This is a genomic window from Maribellus comscasis, from assembly GCF_009762775.1.
GTDB lineage: Bacteria > Bacteroidota > Bacteroidia > Bacteroidales > Prolixibacteraceae > Draconibacterium > Draconibacterium comscasis.
On the sequence record NZ_CP046401.1, the window covers coordinates 6,461,114 to 6,482,758 of the forward strand.

18 protein-coding genes are annotated in these 21,645 nt (G+C 37.6%); 11 read left to right on the forward strand and 7 right to left on the reverse strand.

The features are described from left to right. Window positions 1-5: 5 nt before the first annotated feature. Window positions 6-455, reverse strand: a complete 450-nt coding sequence (locus GM418_RS26065; protein ID WP_158870430.1) for an anti-sigma factor family protein — start codon at window positions 453-455, stop codon at window positions 6-8. Then, window positions 442-927 carry an RNA polymerase sigma factor gene (locus GM418_RS26070; RefSeq protein WP_158870432.1) on the reverse strand — a complete coding sequence of 162 codons (486 nt, stop codon included), beginning with the start codon at window positions 925-927 and terminating at the stop codon, window positions 442-444. Before GM418_RS26070 ends, GM418_RS26065 begins: the two co-directional genes overlap by 14 nt. A 402-nt stretch (window positions 928-1,329) precedes the next feature. Between GM418_RS26070 and GM418_RS26075 the strand changes: the two genes are divergently transcribed. After that, on the forward strand, window positions 1,330-2,499 hold the full coding sequence (locus tag GM418_RS26075) for a 6-bladed beta-propeller (protein ID WP_158870434.1): 1,170 nt from the start codon (window positions 1,330-1,332) through the stop codon (window positions 2,497-2,499). 68 nt (window positions 2,500-2,567) lie between these two features. Then, window positions 2,568-3,827, forward strand: coding sequence for a 6-bladed beta-propeller (locus GM418_RS26080; RefSeq protein ID WP_158870436.1), 1,260 nt, complete (start codon window positions 2,568-2,570; stop codon window positions 3,825-3,827). A gap of 76 nt (window positions 3,828-3,903) precedes the next feature. On the opposite strand, the gene GM418_RS26085 is transcribed toward GM418_RS26080, so the two are convergent. From GM418_RS26085 to GM418_RS26105, 5 genes are all read right to left on the reverse strand, one after another. After that, window positions 3,904-4,905: a polysaccharide deacetylase family protein gene (locus tag GM418_RS26085; protein WP_158870438.1), complete on the reverse strand. Its 1,002-nt coding sequence runs from the start codon at window positions 4,903-4,905 to the stop codon at window positions 3,904-3,906. Window positions 4,906-4,926: 21 nt separating this feature from the next. Continuing rightward, window positions 4,927-6,870 (reverse strand): FG-GAP repeat domain-containing protein, encoded by a 1,944-nt coding sequence (locus GM418_RS26090; RefSeq protein ID WP_158870440.1) that lies wholly within the window; start codon window positions 6,868-6,870, stop codon window positions 4,927-4,929. Between the two features lie 114 nt (window positions 6,871-6,984). After that, the gene (locus GM418_RS26095; protein ID WP_158870442.1) at window positions 6,985-8,070 is read right to left on the reverse strand and encodes a sialidase family protein; all 1,086 of its coding nucleotides are present in this window, start codon (window positions 8,068-8,070) and stop codon (window positions 6,985-6,987) included. 1 nt (window position 8,071) lies between these two features. Beyond that, complete coding sequence (locus GM418_RS26100) at window positions 8,072-9,586, reverse strand: sodium:solute symporter family protein (RefSeq protein ID WP_158870444.1); 1,515 nt, start codon at window positions 9,584-9,586, stop codon at window positions 8,072-8,074. Between the two features lie 3 nt (window positions 9,587-9,589). Then, the gene (locus GM418_RS26105; RefSeq protein WP_158870446.1) at window positions 9,590-10,534 is read right to left on the reverse strand and encodes a dihydrodipicolinate synthase family protein; all 945 of its coding nucleotides are present in this window, start codon (window positions 10,532-10,534) and stop codon (window positions 9,590-9,592) included. A 181-nt stretch (window positions 10,535-10,715) separates the two neighbouring features. Between GM418_RS26105 and GM418_RS26110 the strand changes: the two genes are divergently transcribed. The 9 genes from GM418_RS26110 to GM418_RS26150 all read left to right on the forward strand — a co-directional run bounded on the left by GM418_RS26110 (window position 10,716) and on the right by GM418_RS26150 (window position 21,642). Further along, window positions 10,716-11,567 (forward strand): AraC family transcriptional regulator, encoded by an 852-nt coding sequence (locus GM418_RS26110; RefSeq protein WP_158870448.1) that lies wholly within the window; start codon window positions 10,716-10,718, stop codon window positions 11,565-11,567. Window positions 11,568-12,051: 484 nt separating this feature from the next. After that, a complete protein-coding gene (locus GM418_RS26115) occupies window positions 12,052-12,861 on the forward strand; it encodes an HpcH/HpaI aldolase family protein (RefSeq protein ID WP_158870450.1) in 810 nt (269 codons plus the stop codon). 11 nt (window positions 12,862-12,872) lie between these two features. Continuing rightward, window positions 12,873-15,623 carry an alpha-L-rhamnosidase gene (locus GM418_RS26120; RefSeq protein ID WP_158870452.1) on the forward strand — a complete coding sequence of 917 codons (2,751 nt, stop codon included), beginning with the start codon at window positions 12,873-12,875 and terminating at the stop codon, window positions 15,621-15,623. A gap of 59 nt (window positions 15,624-15,682) precedes the next feature. Then, a complete protein-coding gene (locus GM418_RS26125) occupies window positions 15,683-16,270 on the forward strand; it encodes a DUF1349 domain-containing protein (protein ID WP_158870454.1) in 588 nt (195 codons plus the stop codon). Window positions 16,271-16,281: 11 nt separating this feature from the next. Next, a complete protein-coding gene (locus GM418_RS26130) occupies window positions 16,282-18,555 on the forward strand; it encodes a ligand-binding sensor domain-containing protein (RefSeq protein ID WP_158870456.1) in 2,274 nt (757 codons plus the stop codon). 15 nt (window positions 18,556-18,570) lie between these two features. After that, complete coding sequence (locus GM418_RS26135; RefSeq protein WP_217447602.1) at window positions 18,571-19,545, forward strand: metallophosphoesterase family protein; 975 nt, start codon at window positions 18,571-18,573, stop codon at window positions 19,543-19,545. Window positions 19,546-19,725: 180 nt separating this feature from the next. Further along, the gene (locus tag GM418_RS26140) at window positions 19,726-20,289 is read left to right on the forward strand and encodes an RNA polymerase sigma-70 factor (RefSeq protein ID WP_158870458.1); all 564 of its coding nucleotides are present in this window, start codon (window positions 19,726-19,728) and stop codon (window positions 20,287-20,289) included. Window positions 20,290-20,390: 101 nt separating this feature from the next. Further along, window positions 20,391-21,425: a FecR family protein gene (locus GM418_RS26145; RefSeq protein ID WP_158870460.1), complete on the forward strand. Its 1,035-nt coding sequence runs from the start codon at window positions 20,391-20,393 to the stop codon at window positions 21,423-21,425. Then, the gene (locus GM418_RS26150) at window positions 21,415-21,642 is read left to right on the forward strand and encodes a hypothetical protein (RefSeq protein ID WP_158870462.1); all 228 of its coding nucleotides are present in this window, start codon (window positions 21,415-21,417) and stop codon (window positions 21,640-21,642) included. Before GM418_RS26145 ends, GM418_RS26150 begins: the two co-directional genes overlap by 11 nt. The last annotated feature ends 3 nt before the right edge of the window (window positions 21,643-21,645 follow it).

Below are 21,645 nucleotides of genomic sequence, written 5' to 3' on the forward strand. Positions count from 1 at the left end.
GCTTTTTAGTTTGAATCATTATTTAAACCAAAGCCATTCTCATCGGTAATATACAAAACCATTTCCTGCTCTGTTAAAGGCTTATTGGCATCTATTTCATAATCGATATTGTAGTACATTATTGTTTCTTTGTCCGGACTGGAAAAAGGCTTTTCAAGCAGCAATACGATTATAAGCATGACGCTTGCTGCAGCCATTCCGTAAACCAGTTTTTTTCGGATTGGGATTACCGGCTTTTTTTCTTTTATAAGTGTTGATATTCCCGGCATTTCAGGAACGTCTCCAACCAAAGCATTAATTTGTTTTTTTATATTTTCCGAACGTCTTTTGAACAAAGCAACTGTGTTTCTGCACTCTGCACAATTTCCGGTATGAATTTCTATTTTTCTGCTTTCTTCCGCAGTGCATTCACCATCCACATATTTTTGAAGAATATCTTCGTTAAAACAGTTCATAATATTCCACCTTTAATTCTTTTTCCATTTTTTTTAACGCCCTTGATAACGTTTTTCCTACCGATGCAAAGTTTATTTCAGTTATCTCGGCTATTTCCTTGTAGGAGAGGCCTTCGCTGTATAAAACCACTAAAAAACGGTTTCCGGGATCCAGTTTATTTAGCGCATTTCGTATTATTTTTTTTACTTCTTTCTGCTCATACGATTCTTCCTGACAGGTTCTGTTTTCAACTGTTTCCAGCTTGCTAAACCGCTTATTTGCTTTCAGATAATCAATACTTTTAAAATAGGTTGCTTTGTACAGCCATGCTGAATGGTTGTTTATTTCATCGGTACTTTTTCCTTTTTCATACAAACAGACAAAAACCTCCTGTACGATATCCCGCACAGCGTCTTCATCTCCAATCATTTTTGCCGCCACGCGGTACATCATGGAATAGTTTTGTTCATATATCTTTTCAAACGATTTCAAGGTCGACCAACTCTTTTAATAATATGATGTCTTTCAAAGGTGATGATTTGTGACAAATTCAAACGTTTTTTTCAAAAATTAAGCCAGAGTTGCACAAATTTGGTTTAGTTGTTAAGTTATTTGAATAGCTGAAAATAGTACTTTAAATAAACAACTAATTTGTAAAGACTTTCCCTTTTTTCCTTTCTTTTTGAATAGTATAAGTTTGATTTATAGATTTATGAGGCGAATTTCCTGCTTGGAATATCTCGGGAATGTATGACAATTACAGGTACAGGAATGCGGATAATTACGTCGTGGTAACTAAATCTCATTCATTGTCACAAAATAACTGTTTCTCCGACATAGGTATAAGGCTGCATTTAAAGTCTGCCCAAAATTCAATTAACAAAAAAAACAAGCATGAAAAGAAACATCTTTAATCTCATTATCGCCTTTATAATGGTTGCCTTTATTGTCGGTTGCGGAAACAAACAAAAAGGCTCGCACGCTAAAATTGTAAAAGTAAACGGCAACGAGGTAGTCGATTGTAACATTAGCGAAGTTACCGATACCATTGACCTGCCTTTAAGTGACATCATCAATGAATGCGAAATCATATTGCTTGAGACCAACGAAAAATCGTTGTTTGAAAGTGTTTATCATGTTAGCATATCAGAAAATTATATTGCCATTCACAGTCGGGGGAGTCTTCCAATAAAACTGTTTACGCGTGAAGGGAAGTTTATCCGCGACATTGGCAAAATAGGCAGAGGGCCGGGTGAGTTTAATTCACTTTACGGAATCCAATTGGATGAAGATGCAAAAAGAATTTATTTAACTCCGTTTGCGCGGGCAACAAAGCTGTTTGCCTATTCGCTGGATGGCGAAAATTTACCGGATATTCCATTGGTATATCCACAAACTAAATTTCATGCCTATGTAACAAACAACACCGTAACAGTATTGTCCATGCCATTTGAGGGTGAGCCAATCCCGATTGCCTGTCAGCAAACGATAGACGGAAAATTAATAAAAGAATGTTTTGAACCCAAAAATCTGATCACTAATCCGCGGAACGCTCAGGGGCAGTTTGTTGGTTTTAACAGCGAGCTTTCGTCGAGCCGAAATGCCGATGCTTTTGATTATTTTAAACTATCTTACGGAAGCGACTTGCCTGATACACTTTACCATTACGATATTGAAACAAACAGAATGATTCCTCAATTCGTCGCATTTTTTACAGGAGAGAAACAAGGAACCTGGACATATGAATGGAAAAGCCATTACTGTACCCAGATTTTTGGAAAAAAATACAAAGGCGCAAAAGTTTTGGTTGACAAGAAAACCCTGAAGTCTGATTTTTTTCGGATTAAAAATGACTTTTTGGGCGGTTACAAAATCAACAAATTTTATATGAGCAATAACGGAATGTTTATTTCTTCCATTAATGCCATGCAGTTGATGGAAGAACTTGATAAGTCATTAAAAAAAGGAGACCTGAGATCAAAAGAAAAACAAAAAATTGAGAATTTACTGAGCCAGCTAAAAGAAGATGACAATGAGGTTTTGTTTGTCGGAAAAATGAAATAGTTTGCTTACAAAGGAAAGGCATCTTCGGGCAGGGAAGGGAGGAGGCCATCCAAACTAACTTTCAAAAGATGAAGAGTCATAAAAATCAATTATTATTTGTATTGCTAATTGTTGTTACCGCATGCAATACCAAATCGGAAAGTAAAGGGAAGCCTGAGATTGAAACCGCTGAGAATATAAAACCCGATACATTTTACACCATCGGTTTTGCCGGAATTATTAAACATAAACGGGAAATTCTCATTTCCGAAGTCGCTGAAGAAGTGGAATATGTCACACTGGAAAACAATCAGAATTCAATGCTTGGAAACATTATGGATGTCCGGTTGACCAGCGAGTATATTTTTGTGAAACATAACGGTTCACGCTTGTTAACCCAGTTTGACCGAAAAGGGAAATTTATCCGGCATATTGGCACAGAAGGGCGTGGTCCTAAAGAATATGGTTTGATGCGCGTATTTTCTATTGATGAGAATAAAGAGCTGATTTACATTCATACCAACTGGACCCGGAAAATTTTGGTTTACAACTTTGAAGGTGATTACGTAAGCACCATTAAACTGGATGGATTCGATCGATTGCAGATGGTTTGGGCTCATGATAGTGTATTCGTCAGTTTTAGTGAACCTCACCTGGGAACAGAACCCTTTGTTTTTATCGAAACCAACTCTAAAGGAGATACTTTGCAAACAATCCAAAATCATATCTTCTGGGAAAAGAAGGGGCAAAATAGTTTTACCGTTTCTTATTGGGGACGAAACAATTTTTATCTTGCCAATAATAAACTACACATGAAAGGCTGGTATAACGATACGATTTATACCTACAATGAAGAAAATAAAATTGTTCCAAAAGTTTTGGTGGATTTAAAGGAATGCAAAATCCCGGATGATTTAATTCCTGAAAAAATGTCGGGGAAACCATTGCCTAAACAGTGCTACTGGGTGGGATTGAATGAGTCGGCAAACTTCATATTTGTTCGCTACGGTTCGCACATGGACAAAACAAAAAGTAAAGAAGAAATGGAAGAAGGCTGTATACTTTACAATAAAAAGACAAAAGAAGGAGTCGCTTTTAAAAATAAAGGTGAAGAATATGGATTTGTAAATGATTTAAATGGCGGGCCTGATTTTAAACCACGTTATTCCAACGATTCACTGATGTTTGTTGATGTTACAGCTATGGATATGAAACAGTACCTCGATTCCGAGGCATTTAAAAACAGAGAAACAAAATTCGTTGAACAAAAGGAAAAACTGGTTCAATTCAGTAAAACCTTAAAAGAAGACGGGAATAGTTTTTTGATGATTGCAAAGTTGAAGAATTAGTTTTAGAAAAAATTCAACTTATATTTTTGGTTTGTCAGCAATGCGTCTGTTTTATAATAAAGAGAAGAGTTAATGATTATTTCTCAAATTTTTCCATGATTTCTGTCCAGGTTGTAAGGACAATATCATTATCCTGAAAAAATTGTGTCACCCGCGGGTCTGAAAACATTTCAGCTTCCCAAACGCGTTGTTGCCATGAATTTGTAATACTTTTCAAGTTCTCAGTTTCAATAGACGGATGGAAAATAATTTCGGTCAGCCCCGGTTTTAATGATTTTACGAGTTGGAAAAAATTATCTCTTTTTTCTTCATAAGTTTTTCCCTCAGGTACACTGCCAAAGTTGTCGAGTTTGGGAAGTTTGTATTCAGACAGAAGGTCAACCACTTCATCGGTAATCGGGTAGCCTGCTTTTTGATAAAATGCTCTAACTTCTTTGTCAGATAAATCTATGGCATTTGCCGGAATATTGTATTCTTCCGCAGTTTCAAGAAAAACTTTTACATATTCAGCTGAACCATAAAGCGTGCCCATATGCGTATCGATATGCGAAGGTTGATAGCCCATGTTTATCATTTTGTCAATCTGTGCCCGGATTTCAGCCTTTACTTCTTCGGCACTGGCATGCATTACCACATCCGGAACTTCATGCCAGAATTTTCCATCCGGATCAACCAGACCGGGGACTTTTGATGACTTTGAAACCGGTCCCCAACGATAGTTTTTCCATTCACTGGTTAAGGTCAGATGTACCCCAATATCAGCTTTGGGATGTTTTTTGGCCCACTCAACCATTTCTTCTGCATTTGGACAAGGCATCATAACAGCTGCCGATTGAATATGATTTTTTAAAGAATAACTTTGAACAGCAATGTTGGCTTCTTCGCACATACCTGCATCATCGCAATGCAACAAAAGAATAACTTTTCCTTTTGGATAGCCCAATTTTTCTGCATTGGTTGTTTTTTCTGTAGTTTTTTGCGCAAAATTCAGGGAAGAAATAAATGCGAAAAATAAAAACAAAAAAACATGTTTTGTAAGTACAACCTTTTTCTGAAAATGGTTTCCTGTATTTTTCATATTTATTTTGATTTGATATTCTTAATCGTTTTTGTTTTTCATATAATAGAAATGGCCATCTTCTGCTCCAATCAGCAGGTCTGGCGTTCCGTTTTTGTCCCAATCCACAATAGTGGGAGAGGTTGTATGCCCCGCCAAATCCATCTCTGAAAGTGTACCCATATCTTCTAAAATTATCAATCCGTCTTTTTCTCCTACATTCCGTAAAAAATTAACGTTATCGCTGTTTACAAGAAAATCAATCCTGCCATCGCGATCCCAGTCAACTACACAGAATTTTCGCCGGCCTGAGCCACCGGCTTCGCGTGTATTTAGTCGAAGTAGTCCTTTGTCATCATTGGAAAAATATCTCGTAAATTCGCTGCTTCTTCCTGTAAAGATTCGTTTTCCAGGTTTTAATTTTAACTGTCCGTTTTCAAAATACCGTTCCCAAAACGCAAGATAGCCTTCATGGTCAAGCATGAGCAGGTCCATCCATCCGTCGCCGTTCCAGTCGTATGCCAGCGGCGTTGTTCTCCACTGGGTAGCCAGATTTTTACCTTTAGGGCTCCACCAGTTCCAGGAAGGTTTGGGATTGGTACCATTCCATTCAACTTCAACTGGTTTTGAGGCTGCTAACCTGGGATTTCCTTTTGTGCCAATATTTTCGAACCATGCTACTTTTCCCCAAATTGAATTGTAAATAATATCCAATAATCCATCATCATTCCAATCGGCTACCGACAGCGTTGTATAACCCCATTTTCTCTCTGCCGGCCCCTGAATCGAGCCATTTTCTCCGGCCTGAATCAGGATGGTTTCTCCGTCAGCTTTCAAATAAACGGGCTTAGCCCATTTGGGCGTTTCACCTCCGCCCAGGTTTTCTATAAACCCAATATAACCGGCAGTATTTCCGCAAATGAGGTCTTCGTCACCATCTGCATCCCAATCAACGCTGTAGGGGGTAACCAGCGCCCCGAATTTTAAATATTGTTGCTCCTGTTGCACATAAACGGGTGGTTCGAATATCGGACCATCAGTATCTTTTTTGCCTGTATTTTTTAAGAAAACAACACGACCATCTTCTTCTCCCACAATCAGGTCGACGGTACCGTTCCCATCCCAGTCAATTGCACTTGGAACGACCATTTCCAAATCGAGGTGGAGTACTTCTCCGTTGACTTTTATAAATTTTCCTGCAGCATATTCCGGTTTTTTCCGCGTTCCTGTATTCTCGAACCAGGATAAACGATCAACAAATTCGGCTGTAATAATATCCAAGTCACCATCGCCGTCAAAATCTTCAAAGTTGGCACCCGAGATTCCATAGGTATCAATAATTTTTCCATCTGCCAGCACGGGTTTTGGGGCTTCATATTTTCCACGCCGACCCTGTTTAACAAGGTAAACCGTTCCGTGCAGCGGACCATTTGTCCACTCTCCTTTATCGTTAAAGGCATTGTCCCAGCCATATTCCTGCCAGTCGTCGACTGCAATAACAAAGTCAAGGTCGCCGTCTTTTTCAAAGTCGATATATCGCCATAAATTGAATCGGGGTTTTTTAACAATCGACTGATAAAAGCTTTCTTTAAAAAGCGTGTCCGGTTTTTCAAAATAACTGTTAAAAAAATCAGGAAAAGCAACACCTGGCAGCATTACTTTTTGCTCACCATCTATATTTGAAATTTGAAGGTTGCGCTTGCTTTCCGTGAGTCTTACTGGTGTTTTAAATATGGGGTTGCTGCCTCCTGTTTTGTTCTCGAAAAACCAAATGCCGTTAAAAGGTTTGTCCGGACAGTTTATCAGTAAATCAAGGTCTCCGTCTTTGTCAAAATCCATAGGGAAGGGCCAGGCCCACAAACCAACTCCCAAGTCGGTAATTAAACCGGGATTGTTGTATTTAATACGAACCAGATCTTCCTGTTTATTTTGAGCAATTCCGGAAATAAAAATTGAAACAAAAATCAGTGTTCCCCAAAATTTCATTTTATTGTGTTTTTTTATCGTTATAACAATACGTAAAAGCCAGTTTTATATTCATTGTGAAAACTGACTTTTAAATTCATACGATTTAATTAAAAACCTTAAAAATTTCTATTATTATTGATTTGGCCATTCGCCATTTGTTAAAGCTTTTGTTTGCAGCTTGGTCGGATCAATAACTACATGTTTTATCAGTTTTCTGTTCCATGTGTAGGTGATATGAACCAGTCCATCTTCTGTTTGAATTACCGCCGGATAAGAATATTCACCATCTTTGTCGGAGTCATTTTCTAAAAGAACGGCAGCTTTCCAGTTAATACCATCTTCCGAAACAGCAAAATTCAAAATATTCCGGTCTCCCCAGCTTTCTGATGGTTCAACATGATTATAAATTAAAACATGTCTGCCATCTTTCAACGTTACCGCATCGGTACCTGAATTGGGGTTTGGCAGAGAGGTCGGTTTTAATTTAGTCCAGGTCCTTCCATTATCCTCCGACCAGGCTGATACAATCATTTTATTCTGACTTCTGCATAATATTTGCAGTTTTCCGTTCTCGTGAAAAAGAACGGATGGTTGAATTGCTCCAATATTATCAGTAAATTTCAAATTCTCGGAGCGTTCCCACGTTTTTCCATAATCAGATGTTATTTCCATGTGTACTTTCCATCCATCATGTTCGGAACTTGACGGGCATAACAACTCTCCGTTTTTTAACAAAACCGGTTTGTTTTTTATTGGTCCCACAATCTCTTCCGGAAGCCGAACCGGTTGCGACCATGTTTTCCCGTTATCAGAAGAAGTAACATATTCTCCCCACCATTCACGTGGATTGGGACCCTCCTTATAGAATAAAATGATTCCATTTCCCGTATTAAAAAGAACCGGATTCCATGTGGGATAACGTAATGTTTTATGCTGAATGCCGTTGGCAACTTCAATAGGAGTTGTCCATTTCCCTTTGACAAAACGACTTATCCAAATTCCCACGTCAGGATGTTTTTCATGGGTTCCGCCAAACCACGATGCAATCAATCCTCCTTCCATCTTTTCTATTGTTGAAGCATGACAACTTGGAAAAGATACGTCGCCACTTTGATAGATAAACTCTTCTTTTACAATAGCATCCTTTCCGCTAAACGGTTGTTGTGCGGAAAGACTTGTAACCATAAAGAATGCAATTAGAAATGAATAGGTTTTCATATTACGATTGTTTTTGTTTACTGTTGTGTTTTCTTTTTCCCGAAGAAAGTTTCATTAAAATAAAACCAGTCAGGAAAATAACCAAAGTTCCGATAACAATGGTGAGATTGCTGTGGAACGGGCTCTTAAATGCCAGCAGATTTCCTTCCGTAAAATAAAGTGGAGATAAACTCATCCAAACGATTACCAGAACGCCTATTATTACACCGATTGCAGCATCCATATTATTGACTTTTTTCGATAGAAAGGCCAGTAGAAATAAACCCAACATACCACCGCTAAAAATAGAAGCAAGTGACCACCAGGCATCCAAAACACTTTCAACGCCAACAAGCGACAGTGAAATAATAACTCCAAGCGCACCAAAAACTATGGAGGAAATATACAGCACTTTCATTTCAGATTTATCGTTTGTATTTTTTTCGAAATAGCGCTGATAATAATCGGATAAAATAATGGTGGCAGTACTGTTAATACTCGTTGATACGGTACTCATTCCGGCTGCAAAAATAGCTGCTATCAGAAGTCCGGTAATTCCGCGTGGCATTCCGTTAACGATAAAATGTGGAAACACTTTGTCTCCGGTACCTGCAACTTTTAGTTCAGCAGGCAACAAATCGGGTTGAGCCGTATAATAAGAGTAAAGCGCTGTTCCGATGTAAAAGAAAATGAGTGATACAGGTAAGTACAACAACGCACCAAACATAGCTGACGATTTTGCCTTCTTTTCGGTGCTGGTTGTCATATAACGTTGTACAAAATTTTGATCTATCCCGTAATTCTGCAGATTGATAAACAATCCGTAAATAAGTACAACCCAAAAAGTGGATTCGGAAACACTTGCACCGAAGCTACCAAGACTAAATTTATTATTGGCAGCAGCAATTTCAAAAACCTGAGACGGACCTTCGGGCATAGAAAATGTTAGGATGGCAGCACAGGCAATTGCACCAACTACAAGAATAATTCCCTGAATTGCATCGGTCCAAACCACAGCCTGGATTCCTCCCAGCATAGAATAAGCCGTTACAGCAATTCCTGTTACTATAATTATTGTTTTAATATTCCATCCAAACAAAGCGTTTAACGGCAATGCCAACAGCAACAATATAGCTCCTGTTCGCATTAGCTGAGTTAAAATGTAACAGATTGAAGCATAAATTCGTGCCCAGGTACCAAATCTTACTTCCAGGTAATTATACGCCGAGATACTTCCCAGATTTCGATATAGCGGAACAAAAAACTTTACTGCTAAAATCGCAGCAATTGGAATGGCAAAACTAAAAACCAGAGCATTCCAGTCGCTCATATAAGCTTTCCCCGGTAGTGCAAGAAAACTTATGCTGCTTACAAAAGTTGCAAAAATAGACATGCCCACCACCCACGAAGGAAGTGCACCACCACCTGATGTAAACTGGCTTGATGTTTTGTTTTTAAAGTAGAAGCTTGCTCCAAATAAAACATTTCCAACGGTAATAATAAAAAATACAATTAGGTCAATTAGTGGCAGATTCATTTATTATGTAGTTTTTAAGGTATTAAATTCGGCCTTAATTTCCGGATACGTTTCAATCAATTCATGTAAATTTGTTCTCAATAAATCACACTCCTTTTTTTCAAAACGTTCAAAAGGCTGGGCAACAAAATCATCACAAATTCCTATCACAGACAAAGCACATTTAATACTTTTTATATATTTTGAATTGTCTTTACCAATATTATATATTTTTTTCTCAATTTGAATGACAATTTCCCTAAGCTTTGAAATTTTATTTAAATCATTGTTCACAGCGGCTTCGTATAAATTCACAAATATTTTTGGAAAAATATTTGCTCCGCCTGGAACTGCGCCTTTCCCTCCGAATGTAACCGACTCGGGCAGAAATAGTTCTGTTCCGCATATGACCGAAAAATCAGGATTGTTTTTAAATGCTTCCTGAAGTGCATAAAGGTATCCCATGTCTCCGGAGCTATCTTTAATACCTATTGCACCGAGTTGGTAGGCAGCTTTTACTGTTTCAACCGACATATGCATTTTGGTACAGCCTGGCATGTTATACAATAAAAAAGGTAAAGGTAGTTTTGGAGTAAGATAGTTAAGGTAATTTACAAATTCCTGTTGTGACATTGGTAAATAATAAGGCGTGGAAATTACCAAAGCATCGGCTCCCGATTTTTTTGCAACAGCAGCCATTTCAAGAGAACCTCTTACTGAGGTATCTGTAATACCAACCACAACAGGTACCCTATTATTGATTATCAAACATGCTTTTTCAATAAATTCTTTTCGGACTTGATAACTTAAGCTTGTCGCTTCTCCTGTTGTTCCCAAAAGAAATATTCCGTGCACTCCACCGGCTACTATGTGTTCGATAAGTTGCTTCAATCCCTGTTCATCAATTTCATTCTCGTTTTTTAGCGGAGTGACAATTGGAGGAATTATCCCATGTAGATCTATGTTCATTTGATTAATGTTGAGTTATTGTAAGTAATTCAGTTGGTTATCTGATTGCTCATTAATTTATACAAAGGAAGTCGTAAAAAGAGCATTTTGCTTCTTGTATATTGTTCTATTTACATTGAATTTTGACTTAAAATTAAAACATTCGTATTATATTTACGTTTTATGGTTAAAAATATTTACAGTGGAATTTGTATACGAGAAAATTTTTGTCCCCAACAAGCACTCGTTTATTACGCGACGTTTAAAGATGGATCCGGACTCAGAAAAGATTCATTCTCACAAAAATTATGAGTTGAATTTAATTACAGCAGGCTCGGGACGAAGAATTGTGGGAAATCACATTTCAAGTTACACATCCGGAGATTTGGTTTTGCTGGGGCCCAATATTTCGCATTGCTGGGAGGTTCTTGAACATGAAAAGGATGTTGATCCGGAATGTGTTGTTACCCATTTTTATGAAAACATAATCAGTTCTGATTTTTTTAATATCCCTGAATTGGAAGATGTTGTGGATTTGTTAAAAAAAGCACACAGTGGTATTTTGTTTAAAGGACCCAAAACAGAGAAGGTTGCGGCCACACTTAAAAGAATGGTTGAACTAAAAGGCCTTGAAAGGTACATCTTATTGTTAAAAGTTTTTAGTCTTTTGCTAAAGATTGACGATCGTGAATATCTGGCCCTTCCTTCTGCTATGCCAAATACCTACGACAAAGACCGGGAACAAATAGACAAAATATACGAATATGTTTTTCAGAATGTACAGGAAGGTATAAACCTGCAAGATGCCGCTAAACTGGTTTATATGGAACCGAGCTCTTTTTGCAGGTATTTTAAAAAGAAAACCAGCCAGACTTTTATGGAATATGTAAAAAGTGTTCGAATAGGAATTGCTGCAAAATTACTTGCTGAAACAGATAAGCCTGTCACACATATTTGCTACGAATGCGGTTATAATAACCTGGCTAATTTTAATCATTATTTTAAGGTGATAATGAAAAAAACACCATCAGAATACCGAAAAGATTTTAAATAGATTACAATATCTTTAGTTCGTTTCCCCTAAATTTTTTCCCGGAAAATTACATAAGTGGAAATAAATATTGAGAACTAAATTAAAATAGAAAAGTCAATATTGTATTGAAAATAGCCAACAATTGTGAGGCAAAAGTTGACTTTCTCCCGTTATTTTGATAGTATATTGATTTGTAGAAATCTTTTATGCTATTAAAAAATATCGCTGGCTGATATTTGTTTTTTGTAGTAGCATTTTTTAAGGAAATTCAAAAATCGGTCTTAGCTGTTGTTTATGAATCCAAATCCCAAAAACATCAGTGATAAATTGTCAAAAAAATAAAGTGGCAGACGGCTTTTAATAAAGAAGAATGTGTTCGGAACAAAATAGCACTATCTCTGATGATAAGAAATTGAAAGATGTAATTTTTACAATTAAAAAAATGAACTACACGTTAGAAATTCCTCCGATGCAAAACAGGCAACAATAATTTAAACCTGAAAAAATGAAAAAATTGCTGCTGGCTAAAATAAAAAGAGGAGATAATATATACGGAACTTGTATATCCTCTTTTTCACCACTTTGGAGTAAAGGCGCAAAAAATGCAAAACTCGATTTTGTTTTTCTTGATACGGAGCACATCCCTTTGGAAAGAATGGAAGTTGCAAATTTATGCCAATTGTACTCTGCTTTAGGAATTGCACCTATAGTCCGGATTCCGTCTCCCGAACCGATTTTGGCTTGTCAGATGATTGATGCCGGGGCTGAAGGAGTCCTGGCCCCATATATTGAAAACAGGCAACAGGTAAAAGAGCTGGTCGGGGCTTTAAAATACCGACCATTAAAAGGAGAAAAATTACAGGAGGTGCTTGAAAGTCCGGCGGTATTAAAACCTGATTTAAAGGAGTATCTTGCCAACTACAATCAAGGCAACATCTGTCTTATTAATATTGAAAGTATGCCGGCATTTGAAAAATTGGATGAGCTGCTAAATGTTTCAGGAGTAGATGCTGTTTTTATTGGTCCGCACGACTTATCCGTGAGTATGGGGATTCCCGAACAATATGACCATCCTGAATTTGAAAAAGTGGTTCAGTTTGTTATTCAAAGATGCCGTGAGAGGAATGTGGCTGTTGGCATTCATTTTTCAGAAACGCCCGACAGGCAGATTAGATGGGTAAAAGAAGGAGCGAATATTGTTATGCATAGTTCGGATATAGCTATATTCTCGCAGCAGCTATTAAAAGATATAAACAGAATAAGAGAAAGCTGCGGAGAAGAGACAAATCGTTCGTCGGAAGATTTAATTGTGTAACTGTAAGAAAAATGAAAAGAAATATTTTCATCTTTTTTGTTTTTATTATCGTGTTTTTCGCCTGTTCTGAAAAGCAAAAGAAAGGTTTTTCTTTTGAGAAAATGTTGGTTGAAAACATTGTACAACCCATTAACATCGATGTGCAACAGCCTCATTTTTCATGGGTTATTTCTTCATCCGAACGCAATCATGAACAAACGGCTTATCAGATATTACTGGCTTCATCGAAAGAAATGTTGGAAAACAACAAAGCTGATATTTGGGATTCTGAAAAAACAAAATCTGTTGAGACCATTCAGCACAAACTTCAGAACGCGAAGTTAAAATCTAATCAGAAGTATTATTGGAAAGCTGTGGTTTGGGATAATCGGGGCGCAAAGCTGGAAAGCCAGGTTGATTCCTTCGAAACGGCTTTTTTACAAAATGGTGACTGGCAGGCTCAATGGATTGGGAAAGAAAATGCTGTTGATACGGTTTTGGAAAAAGGTTTTATAATTGAAGAAAAGAATAATAAAGCGGAAATAGAAGCGATTGAGTATTCCGGTCAGTCGCTTTTATTGCGAAAGGAAGTAGAGCTTCCTCGTAAAATTAAGTTGGCTAAAGCATTTGTTACCGGCGTGGGATTTTATGAATTTTTTATCAATGGAAAGCGGGTCGGAGATCATGTGCTCGATCCGGCAAAAACGCCATACCATAAAGAGATTCTTTACAGCACCTATGACGTGACAGATTTGTTGCATGAAGGGAAAAATGCTTTTGGAATTCATTTGGGAAACGGTTGGCATAATCCTTATAAAAAGTGGTGGAAACAATATCGTATGCAGTGGTTTGGCCCTAAAAAGGCATTTGCCCAAATAGAAATCAGTTACGCCGATGGTTCTGTTGAAACCATAAAAACAGACAAGAGCTGGAGCTGCTCTGATGGACCGGTAGTATTTAACTGTATTTACGATGGTGAAATTTATGACGCAAATCTGGAAAAAGCGGGCTGGGCAACTGCGGGTTTTGATGATTCATCGTGGAAAAAAGTGAGTGTTTTTCATCCTGGAAATATTTCGTTGAAATCGCAAAACATGCCAGCCATAAAAGTGACTCAAACTATTCAACCGACGGAAATTTCAGGCAACCAAAACAATTCCCGAACGTTTGATATGGGCCAAAATTTTACAGGTTGGGTACGCGTCAAAGTTCGTGGAGAAAAAGGGACAAAAATTAAAATACGTTTTGCCGAAGATATTCACGAGGATGGAACAATTGACGATACCAGCAACGAACATGCTAAAGCAACAGCTGAATATATTTTGAAAGGCGAAGGAACGGAAACTTATGAACCGCATTTTACTTATTTTGGGTTTAAATATGTGGAAGTCTCCTCAGAGGAAGGTTTGTTAAATCTGGATGAAATTACCGGTTGTGTGGTGCATTCCGATAACCGTCAAGTTGGGTATTTTGAATGCAGCGATTCTTTGGTAAATAAAATTCATCGGGCAACTGTTTGGTCTCAAAAAAGTAACATGCTTGGTTATCCTATGGATTGCCCTCAGCGCGATGAGCGGCTTGGGTGGTTCGGTGATGCTCAGGTAACCGCCGAAGAAGCCATGTTTAATTTTGATATGGCTGGATTTTTTAAAAATTGGTTCAGGGGAATTCAACTCAATCAGGATAAAGAAACGGGCGATCTTCCCATTATTTCGCCACAACCATATATTTGGGATGAAGGTATTGAGTGGAGCAGTACATACATAATTATGCTTTGGCAATATTATACCTGGTATAATGACAAACAAATTCTGGCTGAGCATTATCCAACCATGAAACGTTACATGCAATTTCTCGACAGCCTTGCAACCGATTATATTTTGCCGTCGGGGTGGATTGGCGACTGGGGGAGTTTGGTCGAAGGGTGGAAAGAAGGCCAGCCTGAATCTGTGCCAACTGCGTTTTATTATTTTAACGCAACGATTTTGTCGAAGGTAGCCGGAGTTTTAGGAAATTCTTCGGATCAAAAATATTTTTCCAACCAGGCTGGAAAAATTAAACAAGCCTATAATCAAAATTATTTTCACTCAGAAACAGGAAATTACAATAACGGCAGCCAGATGGCGAATGCTTTCCCGCTTTTCCTGGGAATCGTTCCTGAGAATGAGCAACAAAAGGCACTGGAGAATTTGGTGCACGACATCGAAGTTAATAATCAAAACCACCTGACAACCGGTGTTTTGGGAACGAAATACATGCCCGAAGCGCTCGCGCAAATGGGACGGCCTGATGTCGCATGGAATATTATTACTCAAAAAACATATCCCAGCTGGAATAGCATGATGGAAAAATATACCACGGTCTGCGAATTCTGGACCTTAAAGCAGTCGAAAAATCATGTAATGATGGGAAGTATTGATGCCTGGTTTTACAAGTACATCGCCGGAATTCAGCAGAAGGCAAATTGTTTGGCATTTAGCTCATTTACCATTAAACCAAATTTGCTTGAAGGATTAACATATGCCAAAGCAAGCACGGAAACCTTGCGCGGAAAAATTGCCGTTGATTGGAGAAAGCAACCGGATATTTTTTCAATGAATGTAGAAGTTCCGTTTAATACCTCGGCAACGGTTTTCATTCCCGGAGCGAAAAAAGATAAATTATTTGAAAATGAAACGACGCTGGAAAATGCAGATGATGTTACATATGTAGGTTACCAAGATGGGAGGCATGTATTGAAGATTAGTTCAGGTAGTTATGCTTTTCTTTTAAAAAAAAGCTGATGTATAGAGTCAGGATGAACAACTACTCTAAAAGAATTTGAAAATTTAAATATTTAGATATGAATCAACCGGATTTAAGAGCCTTTAAGTGGATAAATAAACCCAGGAACTTTGAACTTGCGGATGATCACCTGAAAATTATAACGGAAGCCGGAACAGATTTGTGGCAGCGAACACATTATGGTTTTCAGAATGACAATGCCCCCGGTTTTTTGACAGAAGTAAGCGGGGACTTTAGCTTTAGCGTAAAAACGAGTTTTGATTCTGATTTTATGTATGATCAGTGTGGTATATTACTTTATCAGGACAGCGAAAATTGGCTAAAGGTGTCTGTAGAATATGAGAATGAAGAATTTGCGCGTTTAGGTTCTGTGGCTACCAACCTTGGATATTCCGATTGGGCAACAACCGATATTCCCGCTACCATTTCTGAAATGTGGTATCGGTTAAGTCGAAGTCAACAGGATTTTTTGGTGGAAAATTCGACCGATGGAATTCATTTTCGTCAAATGAGGATATTTCATTTTCATCAATTAATTGAGCTGGCAAAAATTGGGGTTTATGCCTGCAGCCCTTTAGAATCAAGTTTTAATGCTACTTTCTCCGAATTTAAAATAGGTCCGTCTGTTTGGCCAAAACACAATTAAACTACTGCAGAATGAAATTTAAAAATTTATTGAAACGGGTAGGCTTCTGGGTTGGATTATTTTTACTATTAATAAATTCGGTCTCCTGCCAAAAAGAATATCGTGAAAAAGAAGCGATTTTCACTGATTCACTTTATTTTGATACACCTTTTATTCAGGAATTTCATGAGGCGTTTAAGATTGGTGAAAGTGAAGCAGATAATGAAGTGCGTAGTATTTTGGTCGACGATAATTCCAATGTGTGGATAGCTACTGCTGGCGGTATATTTCGAAAAAACGCCGGATCGCGGAATTGGATACCGGTTACAGAAGATAAAAACAGGGGGCCTGCTTATGCTGTTGCAAAGAATAACGGAACTGTTTTATTAGGGACATGGAATGGTCTTTATGAAATTCAAAACAATAAACTTAATAAGGTTGAAAATGTTAAAGCTCCCATTTCCGTGATTTGTTCAAGCGGAAACGAAAGTTATGCGCTGGGGCCAATGGGAATTTGGTATTCGAATGGAGACCAGTGGCAAAAACAGGAATATAACATAGCGCGTTCCGTTCGCGGTGCAATCATAAATAAAAACGGAGATTTATATGTTGCAACCGACGCAGGCCTTTATTTGTGTAATGACGGAAAAGCCCGGTTGTTTCAGGATACAAACGAGTTAATGAGTTGTTATGTAAATTCGGTAGCTTTTGGGCCTGCAAATAATTTGTGGGCTGGTGTAATGGGGGGAGTATCCGTCCGAAATAACAACAAGCTGGTAAAAAATCTTAAAACTGATAACGGGATTCCTTCCATTTTTGTGAACTGTGTGCGATTATCTCCTGATAGTGTTATGTGGGTAGGAACCGACGTTGGAGTGGTGCGTTACGCGAAAGATGGCTCTCATTCCTTGCGTTTTAGCCGAAGGTGGCTAATTGACAATAAAGTGAATGATGTGGCTTTCGATAAAGACGGAAATGCCTGGGTGGCAACGGCGGGCGGTGTTAGCACCATCCGGCAAAAAGAAATGACATTGGCAGATAAGCAACAGGATTATTATGAGCAGCTAATGAGAAGACATATTCGTGAACCCTGGATTTGCTGCAATGTTCGGCTTGAAATCCCCGGCGATACTTCGCTTTGGTTTAAAACTGATGATGACAACGACGGCGAATACACCGGCGGATACCTAGCTATGGAAAGTTTCAGATATGCGGTAACAAAGGATAAAGATGCATTGGAGAAAGCCCGAAAGGCGTTTGATTTTCTACGTTATTTGCGTGAGGTAACCGGCACTGAAACCATTTTTGCCAGAACCATTGTTCCGACTGATTGGGCAGAAGTACATGATCCAAACCGCATTTATACCAACCGGCAATTAGCCGAAGCTTTGGTAAACGATCCGCGGTACAAACCGGTGGAAAAGCGTTGGCGCTTGTCGGAAGATAAAAAATGGCTTTGGAAAGGCGATACCAGCAGCGATGAAATGTGTGGTCATATGATGTCGTATTTTTTCTTTTATGAATATGCGGCGCAGGAAGAAGATAAAAAGGCTGTCAGGGAGCATGTTTCAAATATAATAGACGGATTAATCAAAAATGATTATAACCTGGTTGATGTTGACGGCAAACACACGCGCTGGGGAGTGTGGTCGCCGGATAAACTAAATGATGATCCGGATTGGTCGTCTGAAAAAGCCCTCAATTCATTTGAGTTACTGGCATTTTTAAAATTTGCTGCTCACATTACCGGAAACGAAAAGTATGATAACGAGTATAAAAGACTAATTGAAAATGAAGGTTATCTGGAAAATGCATCAATGTTGAACAAAAAAAATCCGGCCTGGCAAATATATTTTGATCTTACTATGGAAGGCTATCTTTTTCCGATTTTGTTGAAGTACGAAAAAGATCCGGAATTAAAGAAGTTTTATCAAAATCTGGCTGAAGAATGGATGGCCAAACAGCCGGCTGGTGAAAATCTGATAAACAATTTAACCTATGCTTTGGCTACCGGAAATAAGGTAAATGTGAAGCAAACCATAGAATTTTTGATAGATGCACCGCTCGATTTGGTTGATTGGAGAATCGACCATACCATTCGCGAGGATGTTACAGTTGTTCGCTATCCCATTTTGGAAGAAGTACAAATTGCAGAACTCCCGCCTGCAAGTATCCGCGCTACTGTTCGCTGGGATAAAAATCCCTGGGCTGCAGTGCAAGGAAATTCAACACAGGAACGCGAGCCTGTATTTTGGTTGTGGCCATACTGGATGGCCCGTTATCTTGAGATTATCCAAAGTAGTTAATTTGAACTTTTTCTTATGACAGGTAAAATGAAAGTTTTGATTTTGTGTGCTGCCTTTTTTATCTCGTGCAGCAATAGAAAGAAAAATGACATTATTACCATAGGGGTGTGTACAGATGTTCATCTGCCAACCATGCACGATGCGGAATACCGTATTCAAACATTTATTGACAGCATGAATGCGATTAATCCTGATTTTATAATAGAATTGGGTAATTTTGGAATTCCTAAAAAAGAATATCTTCTTTATTTTGATATTTGGAACTCTTTCAAGGGAGAGAAGTATCATGTAATAGGAAATCACGAAATGGATGGCGGGACTTCAAGAGAGGATGCCATTGAGTTTCGAAAAATGAAGTCGGGCTATTATTCATTTGACAAAAAAGGTTTTCATTGTATCATACTTGACGGAAACGACAAAAAAAGCCCCGAAGATAAAGGCTATAAACAATTTGTAGGACCAAAACAGATAGAATGGCTGAAAAGTGACCTGACAAATTCAATGCGGCCGATAATTGTATTTTCGCACCAGGGTTTACAATTGTATCATGGTGCAGAGGAAGATTATGGTGTTGAAAACCACAAAGAGATACAGGCAATTTTTGAAAAACATAATTCCGAAAATCCGGATAAAAAGGTAATTGCTTGTTTTAATGGTCATTCGCACTGGGATTTTGCTGAAAAAATAGATGGAATCTGGTACGTCACCATTACTTCGATGTCGTATCACTGGCTGGGCGATAATTATGAGCATATTCTTTACAGTGAAGAGGTGGATAAAAACTTTAAATGGATTAAATATACAGCTCCATTTAAAGAGCCCTTGTTTACTGTTATCGAAATTTCGAAGAAAGGTTATATTAAAATAAAAGGAAAGGAAACGGATTGGGTAGGGCCGTCGCCATGGGAGTTAGGGTACCCCGAACGAATAAAAAAATATATGCGGCCGGAAATCTCATCGCGCGAACTGAAATTTACCCTCGTTGAATAATTTTTTGTTACATTTAAACTGCATTTTCATTAAATATTACTACATAAAGTCGGGTGGGTTAAAATTCTATTGATATTTGTTAAATTAATGTTTACATAATTTAATAAATTATGTGTAATATTATACTATTGAATTAAAACGATTTAGCACTGTTTGGGGTCTGTTTTTGTAACCTGCTTAATGAAAAAGACTTTTAAAGATATAAAAATCAGATTTGAAGATGGAAATCATATTTTCGTTAAAGATTTTTTCTATTCATATTACCCGGTTTTAACTGTTTTTGCTGAAAAATATATTGCGGACAAAAGTATCTGTGAAGATATTGTTCAGGATGTGTTTATTTCTTTCTGGGAGAGGCAAAATGTATTTCTGAATATAAAAGCGTTAAAAGCTTTCTTCTACAAGTCAGTTCGAAATTCCTGCCTTGATTATTTAAAACATCAGAAGGTGGAAAAAAAATACATGGATTTAACAAAAAACAGTTGCCATGAAAGTGAATTCTTTTTGGATGAGGTATTAAAAAATGAAACGTACAGCGTTATTTACAGGGAGATAAATAAACTACCTGAAATGGGACGAAAAGTTTTATTGTTGTCGATGAATGATAATTCGAATGAAGAAATTGCGGGGCAACTAAACATCGGAGTAAATACTGTTCGAACACATAAGGCCAGATCATACAAAGTTTTAAGAGCAAAACTTGCCGTTTTTTTTAAACCTTCAAAATTTATCCGCCAATTGTAATTTTAGGGAAAGCAAAAATTTGAAAAAATATTAATTTCTTGTAATCCGGTTTTTGCTTAAGGTCGTTTCTTAGTTAAAGAATTCAAACTTATCCATGTCAAATGGCAAAGATTTCAGATCGAATTAGAATTGGAAAAATCATTGGAAATTTTATTACAGGGAAAGAGTCCGCTAATGAAATGGAAAAGCTGCATTCATGGATAAATGAGTCTCCCGAAAATGAAGCCAAATTCAAAACTCTTACTGATGAACGGGAAATAGCCCGAAATATTGACGCTTTTGAAAGTATTGACATCGAAAGAGCCTGGAAAAAATATGAAGAGAAAAATGTAGCTATAAAATTAAGAAAACAAATTTTGAGGTGGAGGTTAGCTGCTTCTATCATATTGATAGCAGGTTTATCGGGAAGTTTACTTAGTTATTTTAATCGTTCAGATGTTTCGGAGGAAACTACCCCTGAGTTTTTCACTTCCGTTGTAACGGAAAATGGACAGACCTCCAGAATTGTATTACCGGACAGTTCGGTTGTTTGGCTAAATTCTCAAACAACATTATCCTACAGTAATAAATTTTCAATCGAAAACAGAAATATCAAACTCGACGGAGAAGCTTTTTTTAAGGTTCAAAGAAATGAAGAAATTCCTTTAATTGTAAGCTGCGGTAATTTAAAAGTGAAAGTTTTGGGGACTGAGTTTGATGTTTGTTCTTTTCCTGCAGATGATAAGGTTAATGTGATTTTGGAGAAAGGAAAAATTGAATTGACGCACGTTAATAATCTTTTCCAACCCCTGGATTTGCGTCCGGGGCATATGGCTCAATTCGACGAACAAAAGAAAATATTATCCCTACAGAAAGTTGATACCTATGAATATACTTCATGGAAAGATGGCGTGTTAATATTTAAAGATACGCCCATGAAAGAGGTAATTTCCAAACTTGAGCATTGGTATGGTGTGGAAATCAACGTAAACACTCCCGATGTTTATGATTTGGTTTTTAATGCGACAATTGTAGATGAAAGTCTTGAAGAAATCTTTAAACTAATTGAATATACCTGTGATGTATCTTACAAAATATATTACAGCCATAATCCGCAAGTACCTGTAATAATAGAAGTAAGTTACGGTGAAAAATAAAAATGGAAAAGATGCTTATGGAAAAAAACTAAAACTGCAAAAAAAAGGAGATGCGCTAACATCCCCTTTAGTCTTTTTTTTGAAGCCTCCTCTTTTTAGCTCAAAGAGAGGCCTAAATAATTTAATTGTAAAAAATAAATCAGAACAAATTTATGAAAAAAAAACACTTTGTGTTGATTACCGGGGTTTCTATGCTCTGGAAATCACAACTATTTAGAAA